A 24,244-nucleotide genomic window follows, 5' to 3' on the forward strand; every position below is an offset into this window, starting at 1 on the left:
TAAAGAACGGCGGCGCGACCTCGCGGGGTCGCGCCGCCGTTTGCGCTTTACAGCACCGTGCGCACGTGCCAAAGCTCGGGAAACAGCACGACGTCGAGCATCTTGCGCAGATACGGCGCGCCGTTCGTGCCGCCCGTGCCCTGCTTGAAACCGATGATGCGCTCGACCGTCGTCACGTGACGGAAGCGCCATTGACGGAACGCGTCTTCGAGATCGACGAGTTCTTCGGCCATCTCGTACAAATCCCAGTACTGCGAAGGATTGCGATACACCTCGAGCCACGCCGCCTCGACACTCGCGTCGTGCGCCGTCGCCTGCGACCAGTCGCGGTTCAGGCGCTCGGGTGCGATCGCGAAGCCGCGCCGCGCGAGCAGGCGGATCACTTCGTCGTAGAACGAGGGCGCTTCGAGCGTCGCTTTCACCTGCTCGAAAATCTCGGGCCGGTGCTCGTGCGGCTTGAGCATCTGCACGTTCTTGTTGCCGAGCAGAAACTCGATCTGCCGGTACTGATACGACTGGAAGCCCGATGAAGCGCCCAGATACGGCCGCATGGCCGTGTATTCGGAGGGCGTAAGCGTGGAGAGCACGTTCCACGCCTGCACGAGCTGCTCCATGATGCGCGAGACGCGCGCGAGCTGCTTGAACGCGGGCGGCAGCGCATCGCGATGCACGTTGGCGAGCGCCGCGCGCAACTCATAGAGCGCGAGTTTCATCCACAGTTCGCTCGTCTGGTGCTGCACGATGAACAGCATTTCGTTGTGATCGGGCGAAAGCGGATGCTGCGCGTTGAGCACCGAATCGAGCGCGAGATAGTCGCCGTAGCTCATCGACTTCGAAAAGTCGAGTTGCGCGTCGTGCCAGCCGTCGCCTTTATCGGCCGAGGTCGAGGGTTGTGCCGTGGGCGCCTGCGCGCCGTGCCCGAACGGGCAGCCGCCGCGCGGTGCGTTGGCGGTTTCGTCGGTCTCGGGCACGCCGGGAATCTGCATGTGATCGTTCATGTGCCGCTCCTCAGGTCACCGCGCCGCGTTCGGCGAATTCGGGCTTGCGCCAGGACTCGGTCGCGAGCACGTCGCGCAGCGTCTCCACGGCGTCCCACACATCGACGTGACGCAGATACAGCGGCGTGAAGCCGAAGCGCAGCACGCGCGGCTCGCGATAGTCGCCGATCACGCCGCGCGCGATCAGCGCCTGCATCACCTCATAGCCGTGCGGATGCTCGAAGCTCACGTGCGAGCCGCGTTGCGCATGCTCGCGCGGCGTCGCCAGCGTGAGGCCGTATGCCTTGCAGCGCGTTTCGACCAGTTCGATGAAGAGATCGGTGAGCGCGAGCGACTTGCGGCGGATCGCCTGCATGTCGGTTTGCAGGAACACGTCGAGGCCGCATTCGACGAGCGCCATCGAAATGATCGGCTGGGTGCCGCAGAGGTAGCGGGCGATGCCGTCGTCGGGGCGGTACTCCGGGTTCATCTCGAACGGCTTCCTGTGCCCCCACCAGCCCGAGAGCGGCTGCGAGAACGCGCTCTGGTGGCGCCTGGGCACCCACACGAAGCCGGGCGAGCCGGGGCCGCCGTTCAGGTACTTGTACGTGCAGCCCACGGCGTAGTCGGCGTTCGCGCCGTTCAGGTCCACGGGCACCGCGCCCGCCGAATGCGCGAGATCCCACAGCGCGAGCGCGCCCTGCGCGTGGATGTGTTCGGTGAGCGCGCGCATGTCGTGCATCTCGCCCGTGCGGTAGTTCACGTGCGTGATCATCGCCACGGCCACGTCGTCGCGGATCGCGGCGGGCAGCTCGGACGGATCGTCGACGAGGCGCAGTTCATAGCCGCGGTCGAGTTGTTCGATGAGGCCTTGCGCGATGTAGAGATCGCTCGGGAAGTTCGAGCGCTCGGACACGATCACGCGGCGCTTCGGGTCGCGCGCGTTCTGCACGCGCAGCGCGGCGGAGAGCGCTTTGAAGAGGTTGATCGAAATGGTGTCGGTGACGACGACTTCGTCGTCGGCCGCGCCGATCAGCTTCGCGAGCTTGTTGCCGAGGCGCTTGGGCATGGCGAACCAGCCCGCCGTGTTCCAGCTGCGGATGAGGCCTTCGCCCCATTCGGCGCCGATCACGGCCTGCGCGCGCGCGGCCGAGGCCGACGGCGGCACGCCGAGCGAGTTGCCGTCGAGATAGATGGTGCCGGCTGCGAGCGTGAATTGCTCGCGCAAGGCGGCGAGCGGATCGGCGTGATCGGCGGCCAGGGCTTCGTTGCGGTCGTTCATGTCTGCGTTTCGGTGTTGGGCGGTGTTGGGCGCAATGAGCGGGATAGCGGTTTCTTTTCAGCGAGGGCTCGCGGGCAGCGCGCGCAGCACGGCGCGCACGGGGCTCGCGTCGAGCGTTGCGAACTTCAGCGGCAGCGCGATCAGTTCGTAGTCGCCGGGCGGCACCGCGTCGAGCACGACGCCTTCGAGGATCGCCATGCGGTGCGCGCGGATACGGTGATGCGCGTCCATCGTCTTCGACTCCTGCGGGTCGAGCGAGGGCGTGTCGATGCCGATGAGGCGCACGCCGTGCGCGGCGAGCAGGTCGACGGTTTGCGGCGCGACGGCGCAAAACGCGCTGTCCCAGCGGTCCTGCGGCGCGTGCAGGTAGGTGCGCAGCAGCACGCGCGGCGGGATGCCTTGCAGCGCGCCTTGCACATGCCCGGGCAGCACGAGGGGCGCGGCGCCCACGCAATGAATCACGCGGCACGCGCCGAGATACGTGTCGAGCGGCACCGCGCCGATCGGCGCGCCTTCGGCGTCGTAGTGCAGCGGGGCGTCGGTATGCGCGCCGGTGTGTGGCGAAAGTGTCACGCGCGCGACGTTGACCGGCGAGCCGGCCTCCATGCGCCAGACGCGTTCGACGCCAACGGGCGTATCGCCCGGCCAGACGGGCGTTTCAGGGTGGATGGGCGGGGAAATGTCCCAGAGGTCGTTCATCTCGTTGAGCAGGTTGTCTCCGTATTTTTCGAATGATAGGCAACCCTGCGTGAAATGTGCTTGCGAAAAAAACGCCGCAAACTACAGTTGTTGGCACATAATTTGTTACAAGACGGGAATGGAGACCAAATATGAACGCAATCTCGCTGGATGCTACCGATTGCCGTATTCTCGCCGTGCTGCAAAATGAGGGGCGGATCAGTAATCTCGACCTGGCGGAGCGTATTTCGCTCTCGCCGTCGGCGTGCCTGCGCCGTTTGCGGCTGCTCGAGGATCAGGGTGTGGTGGAGCGTTATCGAGCCAGTTTGAACCGGGAGATTCTCGGCTTCGAGATGGAGGCTTTCGTGCAGGTGTCGATGCGCAACGACCAGGAAAGCTGGCACGAGCGCTTCGTCTCGGCGCTGCGCGACTGGCCGGAGGTAGTGGGGGCGTACGTCGTCACGGGCGAGACGCACTACCTGCTGCGCGTGCTCGCGCACAACCTCAAGCACTACTCGGACTTCGTGCTCAACAAGCTGTACAAGGCGCCGGGCGTGATGGACATCCGCTCGAACATCGTGCTCACGACGCTCAAGGCGGAAGCGGGCGTGCCGGTGGACCTGATCGCCCAGCGCGAGCCGAAGACCGCGCAGGTGTAGGGGCGCGGGCCCGCACCTGGGCTCACGACCGCGCGGCTGACAACCTCGGGGCTTACAACGATTGAAGCTGGTGGAACGCGCCGCCGTGGAACACGAGCGGCGAAGCGTTCGCGCCGTCCTCGCGCACGCCGCAGCGCTCGACCTCGCCCACGAAGATCACGTGGTCGCCTTCGTCGTAGCGGCTGCGGTTGTGGCACTCGAACCACGCGATCGCCCCGTCCAGCACGGGCATGCCGGTGTCGCCGGCCGCGTGCGAGACGCCCTCGAAGCGGTCGCCCTTCACGGTCGCGAAGCGCTTGCACAGGTCGAGCTGCGACGCCGCGAGCACATTGATCACATAGTGAGGGTTCGAGCGGAACACGGGCATGGAAGCCGAGCGCGTGGCGAGGCTCCAGAGCACGAGCGGCGGGCTGAGCGAGACCGAGTTGAACGAGCTGGCCGTGATGCCGATGAGCTGGCCGTCGGGCGCGCGCGTCGTGATCACGGTGACGCCGGTGGCGAACTGGCCGAGCGCGCGGCGGAATGCGCCGTCGTCGAAATTGGGCGGGCTGGCGCGGCGGGTCATCGGGGCAGGCCTTTGCGGGCCGCGCGCGTGGCGGCGGGAGCGGAAATCGGGATCAACGTCATGTGGAAAATCGGCGAATTGTCACAATTTTAGCGGAAGCGGCGGATGGCGGCTCGCGCGAGCCGCAGTGCAGTGCGCAGCGCAGTGCCCGGTGCAGTGCGCCGTGCAGTGATTTCCGCGACTCATCCGAAAGGAGCGGAGCAGGACCCGGACGGTCGAAACGGCCATCCGCCGGTGTGATGTCGTGACGGACCCTGGAAGTCCGGGCCGCACGGGAGGTCGGAACTCCCTTGAATCCGGACTCGGGAGTGACTTTGTGTCTGTCAACACACAAACTCGCCACCCTCGCGCAGGTTACCTTCTTGGCGGGAGCCACGATAGAGAGCAGCCGCGGAGCGCGACATGGGACAGTCGATTGCAGACTCGAGATACGCCACCCTCGACGGCTTACGCGGCATGGCGGCGATGGTGGTTGTCTTCGCGCACTTCCAGGGGCTGTACCACCTGCCATACATCGAGCACGGGTATCTCGCGGTCGATCTCTTCTTCGCGATGAGCGGCTTCGTCATCGCCAATGCTTACGACCGGAAGCTTTCGTCAGGCGAACTAAACTGGCAGCAGTACTTCACATTGCGATTGTTCCGCCTGTATCCGCTTTACCTCGCCGGTCTCGTACTCGGCGTCGTTGCCCTGGCGTACCGGCTGCCTGCATCCGACTGGTCCGACATCGCCTCCGCGGTCCCGGCCGGGTTGCTCATGATGCCCTCGCACACGCCCCTGCGGACCTACTACCCGGTCCAGTGGACGATCGACTTCCTCTATCCGCTGGATCATCCTGCGTGGTCGCTGTTCTTCGAACTGATCGCGAGCCTTGCGTATGGCCTGTTCTTCCGCTACCTGACCACACGGCGGCTCATCTTCATCATGTGCGTGTCGGCTGTCGCGCTCGGCACAGCGGCTTATACCGTGGGCCTGTGCAACGGGTTTGTCTGGCAATCGTTCTATGTGGGCTTTGCGCGCCTCGGCTATGCCTTTCCCGCCGGTCTGCTGTTATACCGGCTCCAGCAGCCCGCGCGCAGGCGTGAATCGCGTTCGGCGATCTTGATCGTCGCGCTGGCGTTCGGCCTGCTCTTCATGCCCTGGCCGATGCACAACCAGCCCGCGGTCGCGGTCGACCTGCTGCTCGTGCTCGTCGCGTTCCCCGCCATTGTCTGGGCGGCATGCCGGGTGGAGCCCCCCGCGCGCTGGCTGCGGCTCTTCGCTTTTTCGGGGGCGATCTCGTATGCCGTCTATGTCCTCCATGTGCCGTTCGGGTTCCTCCTGGAGGACCTCACCCGCAACAGCCACTTTCTGCGCCATCCGGCCGGCGTGAGCGCGGCGCTCCTGTTCCCCGGCGTCGTGCTGCTGACGTGGTGCGTCGACCGCTACTACGACACGCCCGTGCGCCGGGCCCTGCTCGCGCGCTCGCGCGGCTGGCTCGCGCCGCGTCCGAAACGCACCGACACCGCGGACGCGACCATGCCGCAATAAGTCCGGATCCCTGCGTCCGTTACTCGGGCGCAGGTTTTGCCCGGCGGGCGCGCCAACATCCGGTGCCCGAGGCAGGGTTGCCAGCCGCGGCCAATCTCGAAGAGGATTTGCTTTCGCTTCTTCCGCTTGCGGAGGGCACGGCATTCTTTGGCTTCGCTGAATTTGGCTTCGCTGAAGTCATCGAAATCGCGGCCTGCCTTGAAATCCGTCCTGACGATCCGCATACCACAAAGGTTTGGGGAGACCACGATTAGTCGTCATCCTGCAAAACGGGTTGACGGGTAAACTGGACCCGAACGGACCCGCCACGGCTGCATTACAAGCCTCCCGGATCTTGGATAACCTATTGATTTCATGGTGATTGGTATGAGTGAAATTGCAACGTTGGGCGGCGGATGTTTCTGGTGCCTCGAAGCGGTGTATTTGCGCGTGGACGGCGTGGAGGCGGTGGAATCGGGCTACGCGGGCGGCCACGTCGCGAACCCGAGCTACGAGCAGGTGTGCGACGGCGAGACGGGCCACGCGGAGGTCGTGAACGTGCAGTTCGACCCCGCGAAGATCGGCTACCGCGAGATTCTCGACATCTTTTTCGCGATTCACGATCCGACGCAACTGAACCGCCAGGGCAATGACGTCGGTACGCAGTACCGTTCGGTGATCTTCACGCATTCGCAGGCGCAGCGCGAGACGGCGGAGCAGGCGATTCGCGAGATCGCCGCCGAGGGCGTGTACGAAGGCAAGATCGTCACCCAGGTGCTGCCGCTCGACGGCAACTACTTCCCCGCCGAGGCCTATCACCAGAACTACTTCGCGCAGCATCCGAACCAGGGCTATTGCTCGTTCGTGGTCGCGCCGAAGGTCGCGAAGTTCCGCCAGAAGTTCGCGCACCGGCTGAAAGCGGAATAAGGCGGAATAAGGCGCAAGGCGCGCGGACGCGGCACGACGGGCCGCGCGCCTAGCCCGGCAGGAGTTCGATCGAGGCGACGCCGAGTCCGAGGCGCCGCGTGTCTTGCGAAGCGCCGCCTTCCGAAGGCTTGGCGGGATTGGCGGGAATCAGGTTGATTTCGACGTTGCTGCCCGAAAACGCGCGGTTGGGAATCGTCAGCGTTTGCGTTTTCGCGTCTTGCGATGCGTACGCGAGTGCGCCCACCGCAATGCCGTTCACCACGACGCGCACGGACTGCACGGGATGCCGCGCATCGACGAAACCACGCCCTTGCACGCGCAACGTCATGTTGCCGGCCGGTCTGCCGGGCAGCGTCAGGTAGAGCGAGGCGCTGTCGCTGTCGGTCCAGGTGCCCCAGCCTTCCGGATCGGACCAGCCGGTGCGGGACAGCCAGGGCAGCGTGCGGGAGAAGTCGATGCGCTCGCCCGGGCGATAGGCCAGCCCGCCGTTGCCGGGCCATGTCCGGAGCTGGTGCTTCAGGTAGTACAGGTCGTATTCGCGGCTCACGGCCGGATGAAGCGCGTACCAGGCCGTCGCGCAGTACAGCGCGCCCAGCGCCAAAGCGGCGCCCGGCAGCAGCGCCCGCATTGCCGTGAAGCGGCGCGCCTTCATGCCATGAACCAGTATTGTCCCAGCCAGGCCCGGCATGCCGCGGCCAGCAGCGCGACGCACGCGGCCAGGAGCGCGATGCGCGTTCGCGGCATGTTCTGCGTCGCGAGGCCGATCGCCAGGGGAACCGGGTAGAGCGTGAGGACATAGCGGGGAATCGAGACCACGCCCGCGGCAAGTGGAATGAAGATCCCCGTTACGAGGATGAGCGCTTCCGCGTACATGGACCGCGCCGCGAGCCAGATGCACGCCACGATGCCGAACAGCGCCACGCTCGCGCAGTAGAGCGGATAGGTCTGAGCGCTCGTCAGCGCCGTCCATAGCTGGACGAGTGGGTTGCCCACTTCGCGATGCCAGGCGATCTGCACGTTTTTGAACGCGAACGCGTCACCCGTCGTGTGGTGCAGGAACAGCATGAACGCGGCGAGGCCGGCGGGCGCGAGCAGCATGGCGACCCAGGCCCGATCGGCTTCGCGACGAAGGGTCAGCACGGCGCGCCAGCCGTATTGGCTGATTGCGATCGCCAGCATCGGCGCGAGGATCGTCACCCCGAGGTTGCGCGTGGCCGAGAGCGCTGCGGCGGCCATGCCCGCCATCAGCCAGCGGCCGCTGCTGGCGGCCGACACCACGGCCAGCATGAGCAGCAGGTAGAGCGCCTCGGTGTAGGCCAGCGAGAAATACAGGCTGGCCGGCGAAAAGCTCGCAAGAAGGACGACGAAGCGGGCCGTGCCCGGCGTGGTCCATCGTCCGGCGTACTGCCTGAGCAGGAGGAGTGCGGCAAGGAAGGCCAGATTCGACACCACGTAGGCGCCGACCAGCGGCGCCGCGCCTGTGACCAGCGCGGTCCACCGTGCGAGCAGCGGGAAGAGGGGAAAGAACGCCCAGTTGGCCGCGTCGCCGTGTTGATGGGCGAACGGCGACAAAGGACCGCCTGGGCCGAAATTGGGCGCGAGGTCGTAGCCGTGGTCGATGATGGCCCGGTACCAGAGGCAATCGAATTGACACAGCAACTCGGGCACGGAGCCACGCGCGTCGAGCAGATGCGCGCCGATCAGGGTGGCGGCGACAAGCAGCAACCGGCTCGCCGCGTAGACCGCCACGACAAAAGCGAACTCGCGCACGGGCGTTGCCGCCGCCGCGCCCGGCCCTTGCGGTGCGAGCAGCAGGGTCCGCCCGTGGCCCGGCATCATTGCGACACGGAAGAGACGGAAGACGCGGAAGCCGCAACGGATGCGGGTTGCAGCTTGCCGTGGTATCGGCCGCGCATTTGCAGCCACGGGCGCTCGATCACCTGGTAGCTCAGCCGCGCCACGAAAAGACACAGTGGCAGCAGCGTCACCATGACGAGCATCATGCCGACGCGCCAGTTCAGCTTCTCGAAATACGGCAGCGTGAAGTGCGCGAAGATGAAAAGCACGACGCCATGCAGCAGGTAGAACGAATAGCTCACTTCGCCAATGCTCGAGAACAACGAGGCCGCCGGTTTTGGCAGGCTGCCGCGCCAGCACGAATAGCAGATCACGAAGCCGCCCCACATGAGCGCTTCCAACGTGCCCCAAACCGCCCAGACCGGTTGCTTGGGCACCGGAAGCTGATAGCTGGCCTTGCTGCCGAGCAAGCCGAGAATCAGGACCACGGCGCATGTCGCCGCGAGTGGCCAGAGTATCGAGAGTCGGCGCTCGTGCAGCACGGGCATGCGCTTGACGAACATCGCGCACAGCATGCCGATCAGGAACTGGTCGAAACGCCCGAGCAGCGTCGAGTAATACATGTGCGTGGCCTGCTCGGTCACGAAGTACGCCCCGCAGCGCAGCAGCACCCAGAGCGCGATCAGGCGGATCAGCCAGCCGGCGCCGTACTGGATCGCAAAGCGGGCCAGGTACGGAAACACCATGTAGAAGGTGAATTCGATCGAAATGGACCACGCCGCGCCGGTAATGAACGAGTTCGACGTGGGCGCTTCGCCGAGATTGGAGAACAGCAAATAGAAAAGATCGGCGGGGCGGAACGCGTCGCGGCCCACCGACGTGGCCACGACGTACATCACCACGAACAGCGGGAAAATGCGCAGGAGACGATTGCGCATGAACGGCACCCATTCGATGTCCGGCGCCGCGAGCGCGATGTTCATGAACAGGAAGCCGGACAGCACGAAGAACAGCCCGACGCCGGTGTGCCCCTCCACGAGCCAGCCCGCCCAGAACGCGCCCGGAAAGGCGTGCCAGTGTCCGTAGAAGACGTGGAATGCGTGATAGAGAAAGACGAGGAGCGCGGCGCTCCCGCGCAACTGATCCAGGCGGGGATCGTACGAAAAATTAACTGAGCGCATGCAATCGTGGATTCAGGACGGCGATTTCACGCGCCGTCGGCAATGGCGGCCGGGTGCCGGTGCATCGATGCACGGCATCGTGACGGATTTCGGGCTGTATTCGGACTCTATGGGGCCGTAGGTTAGCGCCCGGGCATGCGCGAAGATGTGATCGCCGTCACATTTTGCCGGTGCGTCAGTCGTCGTCAGCGCCCGCTGTCGCGGCATCCTGGGCCATTTCCGCGCGCAGCCGCGCCATCTCTTCGGCAATCGCCCGCGCGAGCTTCGCGCAGGTGAGCGGCGCCGATCCTTCCGCCTTGTTGTTCGTCGTGATCAGCACGGGCTGGCCCGCGATCGCGTAGCGCGCGGCCAGTTCGGCGAGCGTGTCGCGGGTGTGCGGGTCTTCGTCCACGAGCTTGTCGAACGGCTCGTAGCGCGCTTTGGCCTGCTCGTACTTGAAGCCGCTGTGCAGGCTCCAGCGCACGATCAGCGGGCCGGCCGGGGCTTCGCCGTCCATCAGCGCGAGCGCCGCGGCCTGGCGCAGAGGGTCCGGCATGCGCGCGTGCAGACCCACGCAGTAGCGCACGCCCGCCGCGCGCAGCGTGCGCACGAAGCGCGGCGTGAGCAGGATCGCGTCGCGAATTTCGACGGCGTAGCAGGGGCCGTCGCCGGCCTCGGATGCTCCGGTCGTTTCGGTAGGCTTGGGCAGTGGTGGCAGGGCGGCGAGAAATGCGGCGAGGCGCTCGACGAAGGCCGCCGGGTCGGCCAGCAGCTGATCGGGCAGCGGCGGAAACTGGAACACGAGCGCGCCCGCCTTGTTGCCGAGGCCCGTGAGACACGGTTCGACGAATTCGCGCGCGGCCAGCTCCGCGTTGAGGAAGCAGGGGTTCGCCGAAACGGGCTCGCCGCGATCGCCGCGCACGCTGGCGTCGGTGACGAGGGCGGGCGCCTTGACGATGAAGCGGAAGTGCTCGGGCGCCTGCTGCGCGTAGCGCAGGTAGTCGGTGACGGTGAGCGGCGCATAGAACGAGCGGTCGATGCTCACCGAGCGCAGCAACGGATGCGCGCCGTAGGCCGCAAGGCCGTCGCGGGCCAGTTTGGACTGGCTGTAGTCGTCGCCGTAGACGATGCCGCGCCAGCCCGGAAACGACCACGACGAGGTGCCGAGGCGCACGCTCGCGGGCAGTTGCGCGGCGAGGTCGAGCGTTTCCTGCGTGGCCACGGCGGGCAACACGCCACGGCCGCGGCGTTTGGGCGGCGAGCCGGGCTCGGCTTGCTTCGGCGGTTTCGAACGCGGTGCGCCGGGGGCGCGCGGGTTGTCCTCGCCTTGGGCGGGCGCTGCGATTTCGGCCTCGTTGATGCTGTCTTCGGCGGCGGCGCGGGCGGGGCGCTTCGCGGCAGCGGGCCTGGGCGCGCTCGCGGGCGCGGTGAAGCCGAACAGGTCGGGCTGAGGCTCGGCGCGGGGCGCGGCTTTCGGCGCAGTGCGGCGCGCGGCCTCGCGGGCGGCCTGGTGAGCGTTCTCGCGGGCACCTTCGCCGGGCGCATCGAGCGGCCTCGCGCTGCGTGCTTCATCCGAGGCGGCGCCGAACAGGTCGTGGCCGTCGTCGCGTTCGTTCATGCGGTTGCGTCGCGCAGTGGCGTCATTAGTGGCGGTCGTGGGGCGAAGCCGCCCGCCTGACAGGCGACGCGGGCGCAACGGCGGCGCGGCGGGCCATACCCTTGCGCCGCCGCCTGCCTCAGAGCGGCTTCTCGTACATATACCGGCGCGACCACGGCAGCGTTTTTGCGCTGCGGCCGGCCTTGCGGCAGACGATCTGGAAGATCGACACGTCGTCGTGCTCGAACGCGTACGCGCAACCCGCCAGATAAACGCGCCAGATGCGGAACTTCTCGTCGTCGACGAGCTTTTTCGCCTCTTCGGCGCGCGCCTCGAAATTCTCCGCCCAGATATCGAGCGTGTGCGCATAGTGACGGCGCAGGCTCTCCACGTCAACCGCTTCGAGGCCGCCGCGCTGCGCCGCTTCGAGCGCCAGGCCAATGTGCGGCAGTTCGCCGTCGGGGAACACGTAGCGGTCGATGAACTCGCCGCCGCCGAGCGGCGCTTCGCCCGATTCGGCGTCCGACGAGGTGATGCCGTGGTTCATGGCGACGCCGTCGTCGGCGAGCAGGTCGTGCACCTTGCGAAAGTAGCCCGGCAGATTCTTGCGCCCGACGTGCTCGAACATCCCCACGCTCGTGATGCGGTCGAACTGGCCTTGTATGTCGCGATAGTCCTGGAGGCGGATCTCGATGCGCTGGTCGAGCCCGGCGGCCCTCACGCGCGCCGTGGCGAGATCGAACTGGTTCTGCGAGAGCGTGACGCCCACGCAGCGCGCGCCGAACTTCTGCGCCGCGCGCAGCACGAGCGCGCCCCAGCCGCAGCCGATGTCGAGCAGCGTATGCCCCGGCTGCACCTGGATCTTCGTGAGGATGTGGTCGATCTTCTTCAACTGCGCGGTGGCGAGGTCTTCGTCGCCGTTCTCGAAGTAGGCGCACGAATAGACCATGTTCTCGTCGAGCCACAGCTTGTAGAACTCGTTCGAGACGTCGTAGTGGTACTGGATGGCCTGCTTGTCCGTGGACTTCGAGTGCGTGAAATAGCGGCGCACGCGGGCGAGCTTGCCGGCGCTCGTGACGGTATTGCGCGCGAGCGAGTAGCTGATGTTGATGATGTCGGCGAGCTTGCCTTCGATGTCGATCTTGCCCTTCACGTAGGCTTCGCCGAGATTGTCGAGGCTCGGCTCCAGCAGCAGCGGCAGGGCGGCGGCGCTATTGACCTTGAGCGTGACCTGCGGCGCGGCGAAGTGCCCGAAATCGTACTGCTGGCCGCTCCAGAGCACGAGACGGGCGGGCAGATTGGCCTTGTTGCGCACTTCCTCTACCCATTGCGCGAGTTTCTTCTCCCAGAACATGCGTTTCTCTCCCTGTCGAATGAACGGTTCCAGACCCACGACAAAAGCGAATTGCGATGCGTGCCAGAGGCGGCGAGACAAAAAAACCAGCGGCGCGGCGGCGAGAGGGGCTGCGCCGCGCGCGCGTGTTGCCAATCAAGCGGGTGATGCCAGTGATGCGAGTGCAGCAGATAAAACCGTTACGGTAAAACAACCAGGGTGCAGCCGCGCGCGAACGCGCTCAAGGCGCGAGCCGCTCGATGCACCAGGCCGCGGCGCTGCTCTCGCGCGTATAGCGGATGCGGTCGTGCAGCCGCGAGGGCCGGCCCTGCCAGAATTCGATGGCGTCCGGCACGAGCCGGTAGCCGCCCCAGTGCGGCGGGCGCGGCGGGTGCTCGCCGTACTGCGCCGTGACTTCCTGCTCGCGCACTTCGAGCTGTGCGCGGCCGGCGATCACGCTGCTCTGCTCCGAGGCCCACGCGCCAATGCGCGAGCCGAGCGGGCGCGAGTTGAAGTAGGCGTCGCTTTCCTCGGCGCTCGTGAGTTCGACCTTGCCTTCGATACGCACCTGACGCTCCAGCTCGATCCAGTGAAAGAGCAGCGCCGCGTGCGGATTGGCGGTGAGCTCGCGCCCCTTGCGGCTTTCGTAGTTCGTGAAGAACACGAAGCCGCGCTCGTCCACGCCCTTGATGAGCAGGATGCGAGCGGCGGGGCGGCCTTGCGCGTCGACGGTCGCCACCGTCATGGCGTTGGGCTCGGGCAGCTTCGCGTCGAGCGCCTGGGCGAACCAGGTCTGGAACTGGCGGATCGGATCGGGATTGACGTCGGCGGCGTCGAGCGAGCCGAGCGAGTAGTTCTTGCGGAGATCGGCGAGAGAGGTCATCTTTTATGCAGACGCTTCATTGCGGACAAGTATAAGGGAGAGGCGGCAATCAGGTTGCGAGCGCGCGGCGCACGGGCGGCAAGCCCTGCAAGTACGCACCGGTTCGCGGTGTACGGCTCGCGAAGCGGGGCGGCGCCAGGTCCTGCTTCACGCGATCAGGCAAAATACGGGTCTTGCCAGGACCGTGAGCGCCGTGTGGAAGCGCTCCGTGGTCCGCTTACCGATTGCCTACCGTCATGTCCAGTATCCCGAATTCCCCTGTTGCCGCCGGCTCCGTCGATCTTACCGCGAGCCCCGCCGCCGATGTTGCCGACCGGGCCCGCCGATTCGGCGGAATCGCGCGGCTTTATGGCGCACCCGCGCTCGATGAGTTCGAGCGCGCCCATGTGGCCGTGATCGGCATTGGCGGCGTGGGCTCGTGGGTCGCCGAGGCGCTCGCGCGCAGCGCGATCGGCAAGCTCACCTTGATCGATCTCGACAACGTGGCCGAGAGCAACACCAACCGCCAGATCCACGCGCTCGACGGCAACTACGGCAAGCCCAAGGTCGAGGCCATGGCCGAGCGCATCAAGCTCATCGACCCGGCTTGCGAAGTACGCCTCGTCGAGGATTTCGTCGAACCGTCGAACTTCGCCGAGCTGCTGGGCGGCGGCTTCGACTACGTGATCGACGCCATCGACAGCGTGCGCACCAAGACCGCGCTGATCGCCTGGTGCGTCGAGCATCGCGTGCCGCTCATCACGGTGGGCGGCGCGGGCGGGCAGCTCGATCCCACGCGCATTCGCATCGACGACCTCGCGCTCACGATCCAGGACCCGCTGCTTTCCAAGGTGCGCGGCCAGTTGCGCAAGCAGCACGGCTTTCCGCGCGGGCCGAAGGCCAGGTTCAAGGTGAGCGCCGTGTATTCGGACGAGCCGCTCATCTATCCCGAAGCGGCCGTGTGCGATATCGACGCCGAGGCCGAGCATCTGACCACGTCGCCGGGACATCACGGCCCGGTGGGGCTCAATTGCGCGGGCTTCGGGTCGAGCGTATGCGTGACCGCAAGCTTTGGCTTCGCCGCCGCCGCGTATGTGTTGCGCGCGCTGGCGCATCGGGCGACGACCGGCTGACCCCGCGCGGGATCGCATCGGCGAAAAAAAACGCACGGCCCGTGAAGGCCGTGCGTTTTGCTTTTTTGGGCGCTGAATCGAAGCCGAATCGGGCAGATTCGCGCCGCGTGCGATCAGTTCAACGCGGAACTCAGCTTGCGCCGCCACTCGCTCACGAGCTGCGGCTGGTGTGCCGCGAGATCGAACACGGAAAGCATGGTCTTGCGGCCGATGTCGTCGCGAAACGCCCGGTCGCGCTTGACGATCTCCAGCAGGTGCTCCAGTGCCCCCGCATACTTGCGCCGCGCGATCAGCGCGTTCGCCAGATCGAAGCGCGCTTCGAGGTCGCCGGCGTTGGCGGCCACCTGGGCTTCGAGCGCGTCGGTGGGCGGCAGGTCGGCGGCGGCGTCGAGCGCGTCCAGGCGCGTCTTGAGCGCGTTGAAGCGCGCGTCGATGCCCTGCGTGGTCTTGGGCGAAAGCAGCTCGACTTCCTTTTGCGCGTCGTCGGCGCGGTTGTCGGCGAGCAGCATCTCGATCAGGTCCATGCGCACTTCGTCGTTGCCCGGATCAAAGGCGAGCGCGGCCTGTAGCGCTTCGTAGGCTTCGTCGCGGCGGCCATCGGCGAGCGCTTCCTGGGCGGCGCGGCGCGCGGCGTCGGCGCCATCGGGAATCAGGCCGTCGAGGAACTGGCGCAACTGGCCTTCGGGCAGCACGCCGATGAACTGGTCGACAGCCTGGCGATCGGCGAACGCCACGACGTGCGGAATGCTGCGCACGTTGAAGTGCGCGGCCAGTTCCTGGTTCTCGTCGACATTCACCTTCACGAGCTTCCATTTGCCCGCGTACTCGGTTTCGAGCTTTTCGAGCATCGGCCCGAGCGTCTTGCACGGGCCGCACCAGGGCGCCCAGAAGTCGACCAGCACCGGCGCGAGCGCCGACGCTTCGATCACGTCTTTTTCGAAAGTGGCGAGAGTGGTGTCCATTGCGTCCTCGTTTGGGATATCCGTTACGTCGCTAGTTGGGGACGAAACGCGCGGGTTTCAACCGGTTTCAACCGCTTGAAACCGGCCGCGGCGCGCGTGTTTCCTTGGCGCTGGCTTCGCCCGATCAGCGCGGCTTTTTCTCCGGCAGCGGAATCCATTCCGTTTCGCCGGGAACATGCCCCATTTCCTGGCGCGTCCAGGCCGCTTTCGCGGCTTCGATCTTTTCGCGCGAGCTTGCCACGAAATTCCATTCGATGAAGCGCTCGCCTTCGAGCTTCTCGCCGCCCAGCAGCATCACGCGCGCCCCGTTCGCGCTCGAAAGCGTGACGGTTTCGCCGGGCACGAGCACGGCCATGGTGTGCTGTTCGAGCGGCGTGCCGTCGATGGCGAGGTCGCCTTCCACGAGGTAGACGCCGCGTTCCTCATGCTCCGCGTCGAGCGCGACGGCGCTGCCCGGCGCGAAGTCGGCGGCCACGTAGAGCGTGCCCGAGAAGGTCTCGACGGGCGAGGTCGCGCCGAACGCCGTGCCCGCGATCACGCGCATGGCAACGCCGTTGCGCTCGATTTCGGGCAGCGTGTCGCCGGCGTGATGGAAGAACGACGGCTCCGTGTCTTCGTGATCGAAGGGCAGGGCCACCCAGGTCTGGATGCCGTGCATGGTGAGGCCGGTGGCGCGGTCTTCCTCCGGCGTGCGCTCGGAGTGGACGATGCCGCGCCCGGCCGTCATCCAGTTCACGTCGCCGGGCACGATCTTCTGGCTCGAACCGATGCTGTCGCGATGCATGAGCGCGCCGTCGAACAGATACGTGACGGTGGCCAGGCCGATGTGCGGGTGCGGGCGCACGTCCACGCCCGCGCCCGGCGCGAGGGTGGCGGGGCCCATGTGGTCGAAGAAGATGAACGGGCCGACAAGGCGCGCCGCGAGCGCGGGCAGCACGCGCCGCACATACAGATTGCCGATGTCGCGTTGATGAGGCTTGAGTACCGCTTTGATCGATGAGGACATGGACGCTTCCTTGATGAGTCGTACGGCACGGATGTCGTGGCGGAATCGGGTGCCGGAATCGGCGCGCGGGCGGGCCGCGCGCGCAGCAGGCGCTCATTCTAACGCCGGGCTTCGCGGTGCGTGGCTAACGCGTGGAGGCCCGGCGCGTTGCGGCGCGAGGCGGTAAACTCGCAAATTCGACGAAAAAAATGGGGAGAGCAGGAGATGTCGCCGAAGGACTTGTTGCTCGCGCTGGTGGTGGTGCTCGCGTGGGGCGTGAATTTCGTGGTGATCAAGGTGGGGCTGCACGGCGTGCCGCCGCTCCTGCTCGGCGCGCTGCGCTTCATGCTGGCGGCGTTCCCGGCGGTGCTGTTCGTGAAGCGCCCGCAAATGCCGCTGCGCTGGCTGCTGGCCTATGGCGCGACGATCTCGCTTGGCCAGTTCGCGTTCCTCTTCACGGCGATGTACGTGGGCATGCCCGCGGGCCTCGCCTCGGTCGTGTTGCAGGCGCAGGCGTTTTTCACGCTCGGTTTCGCGGCGTTCTTCCTGCACGAGCGCTTTCACGCGCAGAACGTGATCGGCTTGTTGATCGCCGCGGGCGGGCTCGCGCTGATCGGCATGCAGTCGATGGGCAGCGGTGCGGGCGGCATGACCATCGCCGGTTTCCTGCTCACGCTGTGCGCCGCGTGCATGTGGGCGCTCGGCAATATCGTCACGAAGAAGGTGGGCAAGGTGGATCTCGTCGGCCTCGTGGTGTGGGCGAGTCTCGTGCCGCCGCTGCCGTTCCTCGTGCTGTCGTACTGGATGGAGGGGCCGCAGCGCATGGGGCAGGCGCTTGCGGGCATCGGCATGGCTTCGGTGGGCGCGATCGTCTATCTCGCGTTCGTCGCGACGCTGGTCGGCTATAGCCTCTGGAGCCGCCTGCTTTCGAAGTACCCCGCAAGCCAGGTCGCGCCGTTCTCGCTGCTCGTGCCGATCGTCGGGCTGGCTTCGGCGTCGCTGCTGCTCGGCGAGCAGCTCACGGCCGCCGAGATCGGGGGCGCCGTGCTCGTGATGGGCGGGCTGGCCGTCAACGTGTTCGGCGGCTGGGTCAAGCAGCGTCTGGGCGCCGTGCGTTCCTGAAGCCGCGCCCGAGTCTTCGATTCAGGCTGCAAACGAAAACGCCGCGCAAGCCTTCGGGCTTGCGCGGCGTTTTCGTTGCGGCGCGCAGTGAGGCTTCGCGGCCTCAGGTCATGCGGCTCTTCGCGAGCGGCGGGTTGGCCGCGAAATAGCGCTTGATGCCCTTCATGATGGCGTTGGCCATCTTGTCGCGATAGGCGTCGTCGTTGAGCTTGCTCTCTTCCTCGGGATTGCTGATGAAGGCCGTTTCCACGAGGATCGACGGAATGTCGGGGGCCTTGAGCACAGCGAAGCCCGCCTGCTCGACCGAGCCCTTGTGCAGCTTGTTGATCTCGCCGACCTCGTTGAGCACGAAGCCGCCGTAGCGCAGCGAGTCGCGGATCTGCGCCGTCGTCGACATGTCGAAGAGCGCGCGGTTCACAGCGGCGTCGGCCGTCTGCACGCTGATGCCGCCGATCTGGTCCGACGAGTTTTCCTTGTTCGCCATCCAGCGCGCGGCCGCGCTGGAAGCGCCGTGCTCTGACAGCGCGAACACCGACGAACCGCGCGCGGCGGGTGTGGTGAACGCGTCGGCGTGAATCGAGACGAACAGGTCCGCACCCACGCGGCGCGCCTTCTGCACGCGCACGTTCAGCGGCACGAAGAAGTCGGCGTCGCGCGTCATCATCGCGCGCATGTTGGGCTGGGCGTCGATCTTCGCGCGCAGCTTCTTCGCGATGTCGAGCGCGACGTGCTTCTCGTAGGTGCCCGCGCTGCCGATCGCACCCGGATCTTCGCCGCCGTGGCCGGGGTCGATCGCGACGGTCAACAGGCGCGTGGTGCCGCGCTTGCCGGGCTTCGGCGCGGTGAAGCCGTAGTCGTCGCCGCCTGTGCCGTCGTCGCTTCCGGTGTTCGCGCTGTTTGCGTTGTTACGCTGCGCAATGACGGGCGGCTTCGGCACAGCGGGCTTCGGCGACGGCGGCACGACCACGGCCGGCGGAACCGGCGGCGCGGGACGCGGCGCGCCGGACGAGGCATTCGCGTCGTTCTGCGCATAGCGCTCGAAGAAGGCGTCGCTGTTGTCGTGCGCGGGCGGCGTGTTGGGCCCGGCCAGCGTCGACGGCGTGGAAGGCTGCGCGCTGTCCTTCATTGCCTCGCGGGCGTCGAGCTGCTGCTGCTTGCGCTCGGTCTGCGCGAGGAGGTCCATGAGCGGGTCGGGCGCGACCGCCGGATAAAGGTCGAACACGAGCCGGTACTTGTAGGAGCCCACCGGCTGGAGCATGAACACCTGCGGCTTGACCGAGCCCTTGAGGTCGAACACCATGCGCACGACGTGCTGCTGGTACTGCCCCACGCGCACCGCCTGGATTTGCGGATCGTTCGGCGTGATCTTGGAGACGAGATTCTTGAGCGCGTCGTCGAGATCGAGTCCGCTCAGGTCGACGACGAGACGATCGGGGCCTTGCAGCAGTTGCTGCGAGTTCTGGAGCGGCTGGTCCGACTCGATGGTCACGCGCGTGTAGTCGCGCGCGGGCCACACGCGCACGCCAATTACGGAGGTGGCCCACGCGAGGCGCGGCGCCGCGACGGAGAGGCCGAGCACGAGCGTGGAGGCGCCCGCCTTCAGAATCTGCCGGCGACGCCAGTTGTGCGTGGCGGTGGCGGCCGATTCGATCGAGCGGAACGGTTTGATCAACATCTTTCTAGACATGCCTTTCCTGATGCGCTGTATGCGTAGGCGGTGAGCACGCGGCCTTCGCCGCTTGCATCCGGCTCGAGCGAGAACACGAGATCGGGTACGCCCAGCAGGCCGCCCGCGCGTTGCGGCCATTCGACGAGGCACACCGCATCTTGCGCGAAGTATTCGCGAAAGCCCGAGTCGGCCCATTCGGCCGGATCGCTGAAACGGTACAGATCGAAGTGGTAGAGCTGGAGTTCCCCATTCGGCGCTGCAACCACGTAGGGCTCAACGAGCGTGTACGTCGGGCTGCGCACGCGGCCCGTGTGACCGAGCGCGCGCAAGGTGGCGCGCACGAGCGAGGTTTTGCCCGCGCCGAGGTCGCCGTGCAGTTGCACGTGCAGGCCATGAAAGGGCGGGGCGCCGTGGTTTTGTACGCTGTTTCGCGCATCATTCGCGCGCAGCGAGTCCAGCGCATGCGCGAAGCGTGCGCCGAAGGCGTCGGTGGCGGCGGCGTCCGCGAGATCGAAACGGCGCTCGAGAAGAACGTCGACTGACGGATCAAGCGGAAGCGGCGCGTGGTCGTGACCGGGCGTGTCGGGCATTCTCGTAAAATGACGTAATGAACCCCACGCATTCCTCTTCCCACCGCGCGCAGGATGCGCGCGCGTCTTCGGAGGCGCTCGACCCAACGTCCGCTCAGGCGCGTGCTCAAGCGCAGGCTCAAGCTCAGGCGCTGCGAGATTCGTCTGCGCCTGCCAGCGGGCAGGCCGCGCCGCTCGATGAGGCGGCGCTTGCCGCGCTCGCGGCGCGTATCAGGACGTGGGGGCGCGAGCTGGGGTTCGGTGCGATCGGTATCAGCGACACCGACCTTTCCCATGCCGAGGCGGGCCTCGCCGCGTGGCTCGAAGCGGGCTGCCACGGCGAGATGGATTATATGGCCAAACATGGGATGAAACGCGCGCGGCCCGCCGAGCTTGTGGCCGGCACGCGACGCGTGATCTCCGTGCGCATGGCCTATTTGCCCGCCGATACGCTCGCGCCGAATGCAACGGGAAAGACACACGAAAGTGCTTCGCAAGGCGGCGCCGAGACAAGCGCCGTGCCTGGCACGAACGTTGCCCGCGAGACCATCCACGCCGACTGGCGCTTGCGCGAACACGCGCGCCTCGCCGACCCGCACGCGGCTGTTGTCTCGATCTACGCGCGTGGCCGCGATTATCACAAGGTGCTGCGCGCGCGGTTGCAGCAGCTTGCCGATCGCATCGAGGCCGAGATCGGCGGCTTCGGCTATCGCGTGTTCACCGACTCCGCGCCCGTGCTCGAAGTCGAGCTTGCGCAGAAAGCCGGAGTGGGCTGGCGCGGCAAGCACACGCTGCTCTTGCAGCGCGACGCGGGCTCGCTGTTCTTTCTCGGCGAGATCTACGTGGACGTGCCGCTGCCCACCGACGCCGACGACCCGGCGAGCGCCGCGCCCGAGACGCCGGGCTCGCATTGCGGCAGTTGCACGCGCTGCATCAGCGCGTGCCCGACCGGCGCGATCACCGGGCCGTATCGCGTGGATGCGCGCCGCTGCATTTCGTACCTGACGATCGAACTCAAGGGCAGCATTCCCCTGGCATTGCGCGAGCTGATCGGCAATCGTGTGTATGGCTGCGACGACTGCCAGCTCGTGTGCCCATGGAACAAGTTTGCGCAGGCCGCGCCGGTCGCCGACTTCGACGTGCGTCACGGACTCGATCGTGCGAGCCTCGTCGACCTGTTCGGCTGGAGCGCGGCGCAGTTCGACGAGCGCATGCAGGGCAGCGCGATCCGGCGCATCGGTTACGAGTGCTGGTCGCGCAATCTCGCGGTCGCGATGGGCAATGCGTTGCGCGCCACGCGCGACGACGCGCAACCCGTGCAACACGCTCCCGAGCGCGCGGCCATTGTCGCGGCATTGCGCGCGCGCGAGCACGATGAGTCTGCGCTCGTGCGCGAGCACGTGCTGTGGGCGCTGGAGGCGGCGTGAGAAGACAGGGCGAGAGAGGTGGAGATGAGCGATGACGTGCTGGAAATCGCGCGCGCAACGCGGCACCATGGCGTGCAACGCTCGCGCACGAAGGAGGCAACGATGTTCAACGCGGTGATCGCCGCGCCGTTCGGCAAGGTCGGCATACGTGCGAGCGGCGAAGCGCTGCGCGAGATCGTGTATCTGCCCGCGCAGACGGCCGGCGTCGAGCCCGATTGCGAACTCGCCGCGCGCGCGGCCGGGCAGATCGAGCGCTATTTCGAGAACGCCGACGCCGCCTTCGACCTGCCGCTCGCCTTGTCGCAGGGCACGGCGTTCCAGCGGCGCGTGTGGGACGGCATCTGCTCGATCGCGGCGGGCGACATGCTCACCTACGGCGAGCTCGCGAAGCGCATTGGCAGCGTGAGCCCGCGCGCCGTGGGGCAGGCGTGCGGCGACAATCCCTTTCCGATCGTGATTCCGTGTCATCGCGTGGTGTCGGCGAGCGGGATCGGCGGATTCGCGCATCACGGCGGCGAAGGCTTCTTTCGCGACGTGAAGCGCTGGCTGCTCGCCCACGAATGCACCGCCAACCGATTTGAGCTGCGATAAACCGATGACGATGACGACGAATCCGCCGCCGCTCGCCGCGAGCGACGCAAACGACGAGGCGCATGACCAGGTGCACGACGAGGCACACGACGAGGCACACGACGAGGTGAACAACGAGCTGAACAGCGCGGACGACGAAGCCCTCGACCCCGCCGCGGCCGAAGCGCTCTCGGCGAGCCTCACCTGCATCGACACGTTCTGCGACGCCATGTGGCTCGAGCACGGCCTCTCGCGCAACACGCTCGATGCGTACCGGCGCGACTTGCGCCTTTTCGCGCAGTGGCTCGCGCGCGAGCGCGCCAACGCGCTCGACACGACTCACGAAGACGATCTGCTCGCCTACAGCGCGTGCCGCAAGGACGACAAATCGACCTCGGCGAACCGGCGTCTTTCGGTGTTTCGCCGCTACTACGGCTGGGCGCTGCGCGAGCAGCGCGTGCATGCGGACCCGACCGTGCGGATTCGCTCGGCAAAGCAGCCGCCGCGTTTTCCGTCCACCTTGAGCGAGGCGCAGGTCGAGGCGCTGCTCGGTGCGCCCGACGTCAATACGCCGCTCGGCCTGCGCGATCGCACGATGCTCGAACTCATGTACGCAAGCGGCCTGCGCGTGACCGAGCTGGTCACGCTCAAGACCGTCGAGGTGGGCCTGAACGAAGGTGTCGTGCGCGTGCTCGGCAAGGGTTCGAAGGAGCGGCTCATTCCGTTCGGCGAAGAGGCCCACGCGTGGATCGAGCGTTACCTGCGCGAGTCGCGGCCCGCGCTGCTCGGCGCGCGCACGGCCGACGCGCTCTTCGTGACCGCGCGCGCCGAAGGCATGACGCGCCAGCAGTTCTGGCACATCATCAAGCGTCACGCGGCGGCGGCGGGCGTGCACGCGCCGCTTTCGCCGCACACGATGCGCCACGCGTTCGCCACGCACCTGCTCAATCACGGCGCCGACCTGCGCGTCGTGCAACTGCTGCTTGGCCACAGCGACATCTCCACCACGCAGATCTATACGCACGTCGCGCGCGAGCGGCTGCGACTGCTGCACGCGAAGCATCATCCGCGCGGCTGAGCGGCCAGGCGCGGTTGGCCGGGCCCGCGCGGGCCCGGCGGTTAGTGCGTTTACAATGCGCCGATGAGCAAAACGAAACACGTGTCCGAAACGCCCGCCACGCAGATGCTGCGCCGCGCGGGCGTCGCTTTCGGCGAGCATCCCTATGAGTATGTCGAGCATGGCGGCACGGAAGAGTCCGCGCGCCAGCTCGGCGTGGACGAACATCGCGTCGTGAAGACGCTGGTGATGGAAGACGAGCACGCCAAGCCGCTCATCGTCCTCATGCACGGCGACCGCAAGGTTTCGACCAAGAACCTCGCGCGGCAGATCGGCGCGAAGCGCGTGGAGCCGTGCAAGCCCGAAGTCGCGAATCGCCATTCGGGCTATCTGGTGGGCGGCACGTCGCCGTTCGGCACGAAGAAAGCCATGCCCGTGTACGTCGAATCGACCATACTCGAACTCGATGAAATCTGGCTCAACGGCGGGCGGCGCGGCTATCTCGTGAGCCTCGCGCCCGCGGTGCTCACCTCGCTGCTCGGCGCGAAGCCGGTGCAGTGCGCGAGTGTGGAGTGAGGCGCGCGCCTGCGCGTGAGCTTGCGTTGTTTCCCTGATTTACCCTGGTTTTCCCTCGTATGTTCCCGGCGCGCGGGCAAGGGCTGCCCGCGCTTCGGTAGAATGGGCGCCTTCGCGCATCGCGCACCGCTTTCCACTTCCACCGGGTTTCGTGCATGTACAACCTGTTCGTCGCCGTTCTTGCCTATCTGATCGGTTCGGTTTCGTTCGCCGTGATCGTGAGCCGCCTCATGGGCCTCGACGATCCGCGCTCCTACGGCTCGGGCAATCCCGGCGCGACCAACGTGCTGCGCAGCGGCAACAAGAAGGCCGCGATCCTCACGCTGATCGGCGACGCGTTCAAGGGCTGGTTCGCCGTCTGGCTCGTCGTGCACTTCGGGCCGGGCTACGGACTCGGCGATCCGGCCATCGCGCTCGCGGCCATCGCGGTGTTCCTGGGTCACCTTTATCCCGTGTTCTTCCGCTTCCAGGGCGGCAAGGGCGTGGCGACGGCCGCCGGCGTGCTGCTCGCCGTGAACCCGATACTGGGCGCCGCCACGCTCGCCACCTGGCTCATCGTGGCGTTCTTCACGCGCTATTCGTCGCTCGCGGCGCTCGCGGCCGCCGTGTTCGCGCCGCTCTACTACGTGTTCATGTTCGGCCCGCGTGTTGTCGCGCTCGCCATCCTCGCCATGAGCGTGCTCCTCTTCTGGCGGCATCGCGCGAACATCTCCAAGCTCATCGCCGGCAAGGAAAGCCGTATCGGTGAGAAGAAGGCCGCCGCCACGGGGAAGTAATCCGGGAAAGCGGTCGGGGAACCGGGCCGGTGCGCCCGGCCCGGTCAGTTAT

Annotated in this window: 25 protein-coding genes; 11 read left to right on the plus strand and 14 right to left on the minus strand. The window is 66.8% G+C overall.

Annotation, left to right across the window (positions count from 1 at the left end; translation table 11 throughout):
* Window positions 1-47 precede the first annotated feature (47 nt).
* From kynA to kynB, 3 genes are read right to left on the minus strand one after another with little or no spacing between them, the layout of a single operon-like run.
* The gene (gene kynA / locus C7402_RS19335; RefSeq protein ID WP_112172437.1) at window positions 48-998 is read right to left on the minus strand and encodes a tryptophan 2,3-dioxygenase; all 951 of its coding nucleotides are present in this window, start codon (window positions 996-998) and stop codon (window positions 48-50) included.
* Window positions 999-1,008: 10 nt separating this feature from the next.
* Window positions 1,009-2,259: a kynureninase gene (gene kynU / locus C7402_RS19340; RefSeq protein WP_116611719.1), complete on the minus strand. Its 1,251-nt coding sequence runs from the start codon at window positions 2,257-2,259 to the stop codon at window positions 1,009-1,011.
* A gap of 57 nt (window positions 2,260-2,316) precedes the next feature.
* Window positions 2,317-2,958, minus strand: coding sequence for an arylformamidase (gene kynB, locus C7402_RS19345; protein WP_116611720.1), 642 nt, complete (start codon window positions 2,956-2,958; stop codon window positions 2,317-2,319).
* A 131-nt stretch (window positions 2,959-3,089) separates the two neighbouring features.
* Here kynB and C7402_RS19350 point away from each other — a divergent pair, with 131 nt between their 5' ends.
* The gene (locus tag C7402_RS19350) at window positions 3,090-3,596 is read left to right on the plus strand and encodes an Lrp/AsnC family transcriptional regulator (RefSeq protein WP_112172440.1); all 507 of its coding nucleotides are present in this window, start codon (window positions 3,090-3,092) and stop codon (window positions 3,594-3,596) included.
* Window positions 3,597-3,648: 52 nt separating this feature from the next.
* Here C7402_RS19350 and C7402_RS19355 read toward each other — a convergent pair whose 3' ends face one another.
* Window positions 3,649-4,161 (minus strand): flavin reductase family protein, encoded by a 513-nt coding sequence (locus tag C7402_RS19355; RefSeq protein ID WP_112172441.1) that lies wholly within the window; start codon window positions 4,159-4,161, stop codon window positions 3,649-3,651.
* Window positions 4,162-4,563: 402 nt separating this feature from the next.
* Between C7402_RS19355 and C7402_RS19360 the strand changes: the two genes are divergently transcribed.
* The 3 genes from C7402_RS19360 to msrA all read left to right on the plus strand — a co-directional run bounded on the left by C7402_RS19360 (window position 4,564) and on the right by msrA (window position 6,597).
* The gene (locus C7402_RS19360) at window positions 4,564-5,691 is read left to right on the plus strand and encodes an acyltransferase family protein (protein WP_116611721.1); all 1,128 of its coding nucleotides are present in this window, start codon (window positions 4,564-4,566) and stop codon (window positions 5,689-5,691) included.
* A gap of 77 nt (window positions 5,692-5,768) precedes the next feature.
* Window positions 5,769-5,945: a hypothetical protein gene (locus C7402_RS47000; RefSeq protein ID WP_165841922.1), complete on the plus strand. Its 177-nt coding sequence runs from the start codon at window positions 5,769-5,771 to the stop codon at window positions 5,943-5,945.
* A gap of 112 nt (window positions 5,946-6,057) precedes the next feature.
* Window positions 6,058-6,597 carry a peptide-methionine (S)-S-oxide reductase MsrA gene (gene msrA, locus C7402_RS19365; protein ID WP_112172661.1) on the plus strand — a complete coding sequence of 180 codons (540 nt, stop codon included), beginning with the start codon at window positions 6,058-6,060 and terminating at the stop codon, window positions 6,595-6,597.
* A 49-nt stretch (window positions 6,598-6,646) separates the two neighbouring features.
* Here msrA and C7402_RS19370 read toward each other — a convergent pair whose 3' ends face one another.
* The 6 genes from C7402_RS19370 to pdxH all read right to left on the minus strand — a co-directional run bounded on the left by C7402_RS19370 (window position 6,647) and on the right by pdxH (window position 13,367).
* Window positions 6,647-7,249, minus strand: coding sequence for a DUF7024 domain-containing protein (locus C7402_RS19370; RefSeq protein WP_116611722.1), 603 nt, complete (start codon window positions 7,247-7,249; stop codon window positions 6,647-6,649).
* Window positions 7,246-8,436 carry a mannosyltransferase family protein gene (locus C7402_RS19375; RefSeq protein ID WP_116611723.1) on the minus strand — a complete coding sequence of 397 codons (1,191 nt, stop codon included), beginning with the start codon at window positions 8,434-8,436 and terminating at the stop codon, window positions 7,246-7,248. Before C7402_RS19375 ends, C7402_RS19370 begins: the two co-directional genes overlap by 4 nt.
* Window positions 8,433-9,575 carry an acyltransferase family protein gene (locus C7402_RS19380; RefSeq protein ID WP_116611724.1) on the minus strand — a complete coding sequence of 381 codons (1,143 nt, stop codon included), beginning with the start codon at window positions 9,573-9,575 and terminating at the stop codon, window positions 8,433-8,435. Before C7402_RS19380 ends, C7402_RS19375 begins: the two co-directional genes overlap by 4 nt.
* 175 nt (window positions 9,576-9,750) lie before the next feature.
* A complete protein-coding gene (locus tag C7402_RS19385; protein WP_116611725.1) occupies window positions 9,751-11,172 on the minus strand; it encodes a DUF72 domain-containing protein in 1,422 nt (473 codons plus the stop codon).
* Window positions 11,173-11,290: 118 nt separating this feature from the next.
* Window positions 11,291-12,505: an SAM-dependent methyltransferase gene (locus C7402_RS19390; protein WP_116611726.1), complete on the minus strand. Its 1,215-nt coding sequence runs from the start codon at window positions 12,503-12,505 to the stop codon at window positions 11,291-11,293.
* Window positions 12,506-12,725: 220 nt separating this feature from the next.
* Window positions 12,726-13,367: a pyridoxamine 5'-phosphate oxidase gene (pdxH, locus tag C7402_RS19395; RefSeq protein WP_116611727.1), complete on the minus strand. Its 642-nt coding sequence runs from the start codon at window positions 13,365-13,367 to the stop codon at window positions 12,726-12,728.
* A gap of 236 nt (window positions 13,368-13,603) precedes the next feature.
* On the opposite strand from pdxH, the gene tcdA reads away from it, so the two are divergent.
* The gene (gene tcdA / locus C7402_RS19400) at window positions 13,604-14,479 is read left to right on the plus strand and encodes a tRNA cyclic N6-threonylcarbamoyladenosine(37) synthase TcdA (protein ID WP_116611728.1); all 876 of its coding nucleotides are present in this window, start codon (window positions 13,604-13,606) and stop codon (window positions 14,477-14,479) included.
* 113 nt (window positions 14,480-14,592) lie between these two features.
* On the opposite strand, the gene trxA is transcribed toward tcdA, so the two are convergent.
* Complete coding sequence (gene trxA / locus C7402_RS19405; protein ID WP_112172449.1) at window positions 14,593-15,441, minus strand: thioredoxin; 849 nt, start codon at window positions 15,439-15,441, stop codon at window positions 14,593-14,595.
* A gap of 124 nt (window positions 15,442-15,565) precedes the next feature.
* Window positions 15,566-16,447: a pirin family protein gene (locus C7402_RS19410; RefSeq protein WP_112172450.1), complete on the minus strand. Its 882-nt coding sequence runs from the start codon at window positions 16,445-16,447 to the stop codon at window positions 15,566-15,568.
* 204 nt (window positions 16,448-16,651) lie between these two features.
* Between C7402_RS19410 and C7402_RS19415 the strand changes: the two genes are divergently transcribed.
* Complete coding sequence (locus C7402_RS19415) at window positions 16,652-17,548, plus strand: EamA family transporter (protein ID WP_116611729.1); 897 nt, start codon at window positions 16,652-16,654, stop codon at window positions 17,546-17,548.
* Window positions 17,549-17,651: 103 nt separating this feature from the next.
* Here the strand turns inward: C7402_RS19415 and C7402_RS19420 are convergent, their stop codons facing one another.
* Both C7402_RS19420 and tsaE read right to left on the minus strand, forming a co-directional pair.
* Window positions 17,652-19,235: an N-acetylmuramoyl-L-alanine amidase gene (locus C7402_RS19420; RefSeq protein ID WP_116611730.1), complete on the minus strand. Its 1,584-nt coding sequence runs from the start codon at window positions 19,233-19,235 to the stop codon at window positions 17,652-17,654.
* A complete protein-coding gene (gene tsaE, locus C7402_RS19425) occupies window positions 19,217-19,807 on the minus strand; it encodes a tRNA (adenosine(37)-N6)-threonylcarbamoyltransferase complex ATPase subunit type 1 TsaE (protein ID WP_112172453.1) in 591 nt (196 codons plus the stop codon). Before tsaE ends, C7402_RS19420 begins: the two co-directional genes overlap by 19 nt.
* Window positions 19,808-19,824: 17 nt before the next feature.
* On the opposite strand from tsaE, the gene queG reads away from it, so the two are divergent.
* From queG to plsY, 5 genes are all read left to right on the plus strand, one after another.
* Window positions 19,825-21,213, plus strand: coding sequence for a tRNA epoxyqueuosine(34) reductase QueG (gene queG / locus C7402_RS19430; RefSeq protein WP_116611731.1), 1,389 nt, complete (start codon window positions 19,825-19,827; stop codon window positions 21,211-21,213).
* Between the two features lie 102 nt (window positions 21,214-21,315).
* Entirely contained in the window at window positions 21,316-21,804 is a 489-nt protein-coding gene (locus C7402_RS19435) for a methylated-DNA--[protein]-cysteine S-methyltransferase (protein WP_112172663.1), read from the plus strand.
* Window positions 21,805-21,922: 118 nt separating this feature from the next.
* On the plus strand, window positions 21,923-22,861 hold the full coding sequence (xerD, locus tag C7402_RS19440; RefSeq protein ID WP_373864440.1) for a site-specific tyrosine recombinase XerD: 939 nt from the start codon (window positions 21,923-21,925) through the stop codon (window positions 22,859-22,861).
* Window positions 22,862-22,924: 63 nt separating this feature from the next.
* Window positions 22,925-23,416, plus strand: coding sequence for a Cys-tRNA(Pro) deacylase (ybaK, locus tag C7402_RS19445; RefSeq protein WP_116611732.1), 492 nt, complete (start codon window positions 22,925-22,927; stop codon window positions 23,414-23,416).
* A 155-nt stretch (window positions 23,417-23,571) separates the two neighbouring features.
* A complete protein-coding gene (gene plsY, locus C7402_RS19450; protein WP_112172456.1) occupies window positions 23,572-24,192 on the plus strand; it encodes a glycerol-3-phosphate 1-O-acyltransferase PlsY in 621 nt (206 codons plus the stop codon).
* Window positions 24,193-24,244 lie beyond the last annotated feature (52 nt).

It is taken from the genome of Paraburkholderia unamae (assembly GCF_003096875.1).
GTDB lineage: Bacteria > Pseudomonadota > Gammaproteobacteria > Burkholderiales > Burkholderiaceae > Paraburkholderia > Paraburkholderia unamae.